Annotated in this window: 4 protein-coding genes; 3 read left to right on the forward strand and 1 reads right to left on the reverse strand. The window is 59.2% G+C overall.

The genetic code is table 11. The features are described 5' to 3' along the window. From rdgC to sugE, 3 genes are all read left to right on the forward strand, one after another. A partial coding sequence (gene rdgC, locus D8V06_RS19760; protein WP_177434458.1) for a recombination-associated protein RdgC occupies nt 1-260 on the forward strand: 260 nt, incomplete at its 5' end. A 158-nt stretch (nt 261-418) separates the two neighbouring features. Next, complete coding sequence (locus tag D8V06_RS19765) at nt 419-1,384, forward strand: bile acid:sodium symporter family protein (protein ID WP_130931647.1); 966 nt, start codon at nt 419-421, stop codon at nt 1,382-1,384. A gap of 118 nt (nt 1,385-1,502) precedes the next feature. Continuing rightward, nucleotides 1,503-1,817: a quaternary ammonium compound efflux SMR transporter SugE gene (gene sugE, locus D8V06_RS19770; protein ID WP_056852917.1), complete on the forward strand. Its 315-nt coding sequence runs from the start codon at nt 1,503-1,505 to the stop codon at nt 1,815-1,817. A gap of 123 nt (nt 1,818-1,940) precedes the next feature. On the opposite strand, the gene D8V06_RS19775 is transcribed toward sugE, so the two are convergent. Then, nucleotides 1,941-3,632: MFS transporter (locus tag D8V06_RS19775; RefSeq protein WP_130931648.1), on the reverse strand; the 1,692-nt coding region annotated here is incomplete at its 5' end.

Here is a 3,632-nt window from a genome sequence, read left to right on the forward strand (position 1 = left end):
TGCACCTGAGCACCGGCAAAGTGGTCACTCAGCTGTCGCTGGCCTGGCAGGACAAGCTGTCCTTCGTGCTCGACGACAAGATGGTGGTCAAGCGCCTGAAATTTGAAGACTTGCTGCAAGACCAGGCAGAACAGGACGGCGGCGACGAAGCCCTCGGCCAACTGGATGCCAGCTTCACCCTGATGATGCTGACCTTCGGCGATTTCCTGCCGGCGCTGGTTGAAGCGTTGGGTGGCGAAGAGACTCCGCAGGGGATCTGACTTCTTTCCCAGATAATCGGCACTCAAAAAGATCGCAGCCTTCGGCGGCGCCTACGGAAAACTTTTTCCTGAGGCGACGCTGGCGCAGGCTGCGATCTTTTTTTGCAAGCAGCGTATGCTTAGCTCCCTAACGCTTTTCTCATAATAAGGATCAGGCCATGCGCGCACTGGCTGCATTGAGTCGTTTTGTCGGCAACACTTTCGCTTACTGGGTACTGATTTTTGCTGTTGTGGCATTTCTGCAACCAGCATGGTTCATCAGCCTCAAGGTGGCCATCGTGCCGCTGTTGGGCCTGGTGATGTTCGGCATGGGCCTGACCCTCAAACTCGAAGACTTCGCCGAAGTCGCTCGCCATCCATGGCGCGTGGCTCTCGGCGTGGTTGCGCATTTCGTGATCATGCCCGGTGTGGCGTGGTTGCTCTGCCAGGCATTCCATCTGCCGCCGGAAATCGCCGTCGGCGTTATCCTGGTCGGCTGCTGCCCTAGCGGCACCTCTTCAAACGTCATGACCTGGCTGGCCCGTGGCGATCTCGCACTGTCGGTGGCCATCGCTGCGGTTACCACCCTGCTCGCCCCGCTGCTGACGCCAGCGCTGATCTGGTTGCTGGCTTCGGCCTGGCTACCGGTTTCGTTCATGGAGTTGTTCTGGTCGATTCTGCAAGTGGTGCTGCTGCCGATCGTATTAGGCGTGGTTGCCCAGCGCTTGCTCGGGGACAAGGTTCGTCACGCCGTGGACGTGTTGCCGCTGGTCTCGGTGGTGAGCATCGTGATTATCGTCACTGCCGTCGTCGCCGCCAGCCAGGCGAAAATCGCCGAATCCGGCCTGCTGATCATGGCGGTGGTCATGCTGCACAATAGCTTCGGTTACCTGCTGGGTTACTTCACCGGACGCGTATTCAAGCTGCCATTGGCCCAGCGTAAATCCCTGGCACTGGAAGTCGGCATGCAAAATTCCGGGTTGGGTGCCGCGCTGGCCAGTGCACACTTCTCGCCGCTGGCGGCAGTGCCGAGTGCGTTGTTCAGTGTGTGGCACAACATTTCCGGCGCGCTGCTTTCGACGTATTTCCGCCGCATGAGCGAGAAGCAAGACCGGAAAGTCGCGGGTCAGCAAGCCACCGACTGATCCGGCAACTTGATCCCCGGATTAATGCTGGGCACTATATTGCGCACCGGGAGGACGACCTCGCGGCTCGATCGAGTCATCAATCTGGGGACGACCCCGTCAATCGATGAGGTCTTACATGTCCTGGATCATTCTGTTTTTCGCCGGCCTGTTTGAAGTCGGCTGGGCTGTGGGCCTGAAGTACACGGACGGTTTCAGCCGACCACTCCCCACTGCCCTCACCCTCGCGGCCATGGCGATCAGCCTTGGTTTGCTGGGCCTTGCCATGAAGGAATTGCCGCTGGGTACGGCCTATGCAGTCTGGACTGGCGTAGGCGCCGTCGGTACGGTGATTGCGGGGATCATCCTGTTCGGTGAGTCGATGGCGTTGTTCAGGCTGGCCAGTGTGGCGTTGATTATTGCCGGGTTGGTTGGGCTCAAGGTCAGCGCTTAGGCCACTACCGCCATCGCGGGCAAGCCCGCTCTCACAGGATTTACGTTGTGCCACCTATTTGGAGCACACCATCAATTCCTGTGGGAGTGGGCTTGCCCGCGATGGGGCCAGTACAGTCACCAACTACCTGACGGTCCCGCGCAAGTCCCCAACCAAAGCCTGTAGTTTGGCCGGCTCGGCCACCTCAACCGCCACCGCCGGCCCCGCCACCAGTGTCACTCGCGACCACAGCCGACGAAACAATCCCTTGCCCGGATCGCGGCTGAAGAAACTTCCCCACAACCCCTGCAAAGCCAACGGAATCACTGGCACTGGCGTCTCCTCGAGAATCCGCTTCAGTCCACCCTTGAACTCATTGATCTCGCCGTCCGCCGTCAGCTTGCCTTCGGGGAAGATGCACACCAGCTCACCTTCCTTCAGATACCGGGCAATGCGCGTGAAAGCCTGTTCGTAGATCTGGATATCTTCCTGACGTCCGGCAATCGGAATCGTCCCCGCCGTACGGAAGATAAAGTTCAGCACCGGCAGGTTGTAGATTTTGTAGTACATGACAAAGCGAATCGGCCGACGCACTGCACCGCCGATCAACAAGGCATCGACGAACGACACGTGGTTGCACACCAACAGCGCGGCACCTTCATCGGGAATTCGTTCGAGATTGCGGTGCTCCACCCGGTACATGGAATGGCTGAGCAGCCAGATCATGAAGCGCATGGTGAATTCGGGAACAATCTTGAAGATGTAGGCATTGACGCCGATGTTGAGCAGCGAAACCACCAGGAACAATTGCGGAATCGACAGCTTGGCCAGGCTCAGCAGGATGATCGAAACGATCGCCGATACCACCATGAACAACGCGTTGAGAATGTTGTTGGCGGCAATCACCCGCGCACGTTCGTTCTCGGCGGTGCGTGACTGAATCAGCGCGTACAGCGGCACGATGTAGAAACCACCGAAGACACCAAGGCCGAGGATGTCGAGCAACACCAGCCAGGTGTGGCCGAAGCCGAGAATTTCAATCCAGCCATGGCCGGCAACACTGTCGGGAATCCCCCCGGAATGCCACCACAGCAGCAAGCCGAACACGGTCAGGCCAAACGAACCGAACGGCACCAGGCCGATTTCGACTTTACGCCCGGAGAGCTTTTCGCAGAGCATCGAACCGACGGCGATACCTACCGAGAACACCGTCAATATCAGCGTTACAACGGTCTCGTCACCGTGCATCCACTCCTTGGCATAGGCGGGGATTTGCGTCAGGTAAATCGCCCCGACGAACCAGAACCACGAGTTGCCGACAATCGAACGCGACACCGCCGGGGTTTGCCCCAGGCCCAGTTTCAACGTGGCCCAGGACTGGCTGAAGATGTTCCAGTTCAGGCGCATTTCCGGGGTCGCCGCTGCAGCCCGCGGGATACCGCGGCTGGCCAGGTAACCGAGCACGGCAATGCCGATGATCGCCGTCGAAACGACCGGGGCGTAATGACTGGAAGACATCATGATCCCGGCGCCGATGGTCCCGGCAAGGATCGCCAGGAACGTACCCATTTCCACCAGGCCGTTGCCACCGACCAGTTCATCTTCGCGAAGGGCTTGCGGCAGGATCGAATACTTCACCGGCCCGAACAGCGCCGAGTGCGTGCCCATGGCGAACAGCGCCACGAGCATCAGCCACAGGTGATCGAACATGAAACCGATCGCACCCACCGCCATGATGGCGATTTCCCCGAGCTTGATCAGACGGATCAACGCGTCCTTGGCGAATTTTTCCCCGAACTGCCCGGCCAGCGCCGAGAACAGGAAAAACGGCAGGAT

The organism is Pseudomonas sp. Sample_24, assembly GCF_004307605.1.
Lineage (GTDB): Bacteria > Pseudomonadota > Gammaproteobacteria > Pseudomonadales > Pseudomonadaceae > Aquipseudomonas.

What these genes read in the sequence shown, in the direction of transcription:
- D8V06_RS19765 (WP_130931647.1), top strand. Translation starts at nt 419, where the DNA reads ATGCGCGCACTGGCTGCATTGAGTCGTTTTGTCGGCAACACTTTCGCT.
- sugE (WP_056852917.1), top strand. Translation starts at nt 1,503, where the DNA reads ATGTCCTGGATCATTCTGTTTTTCGCCGGCCTGTTTGAAGTCGGCTGG.